The 801-nt window shown below is 80.6% G+C and carries 1 pseudogene; it reads left to right on the forward strand.

Going from position 1 to position 801, the window contains the following annotated elements:
• Positions 1 to 129: 129 nt before the first annotated feature.
• Positions 130 to 801 (forward strand): annotated as a pseudogene (locus HYE82_RS36905) (molybdopterin-binding oxidoreductase); the annotation flags it as partial.

Below are 801 nucleotides of genomic sequence, written 5' to 3' on the forward strand. Positions count from 1 at the left end.
GTGGGGAACGGCTCCGCGCAGCGGACGGGGGGACGACCCGCGGCGGTCAGCGGGGCGACGCCCCCGCGACGCCACGTCACACTGGACCCGATGGGCGGGGCGGGGCCGAACCGTCGAACGGTGGTGCGCATGACCTCGGAGAACGCAGAGCAGGGCCGTCCACGCCCGCGCAGCAGCCGCCGGCACACCGCCGCCGGCGCCACCGCCGGCCTGGCCGCGGCCTGCGCCGGCCTGGCCACGGCCCAGCTGACCGCCGCATGGGTCCGACCCGACGCCGCGCCCGTCACCGCGGTCGGCGGAGCCGTGGTCGACCGGACGCCCGTCGGGCTCAGGGAGTGGGCCGTGGCCCGGTTCGGGACCGCCGACAAGCTGGTCCTGACCCTCGGCATCATCGCCGTACTCGTCCTCCTCGCCGCCGCGGCCGGCATCCTCGCCGGCCGGCGCCTGCCCGCCGGGATGGCCGTGGTCGGCGCGGTCGGCCTGCTCGGGGCTCTGGCCGCGGTCAGCCGCCCCCAGGCGACCTGGCGGGACGCCCTGCCGTCGGCGGTCGGCACCCTCACCACCGCCGCGGTGCTGTACCTGCTGGTCCGCGCACTGCGCACACCCCGCCCGGGCGGCGCCCCGCCGGGCGGCGCCTGGGCACTGGACCGGCGCGGCTTCGTCCGGCTCGTCGCGGCCACGCTCGCCGCGGCAGCCGGGACCGGCTACGCGGGGCGGCGGCTCGGGGCGCACGGCTCGGCGGGGGCGACCGCCTCCCGGACCGGTTTCGCCCTGCCCCCGCCGGACGTGCCCGCCCCGCCC

Source organism: Streptomyces sp. BR123 (assembly GCF_013401435.1).
GTDB lineage: Bacteria > Actinomycetota > Actinomycetes > Streptomycetales > Streptomycetaceae > Streptomyces.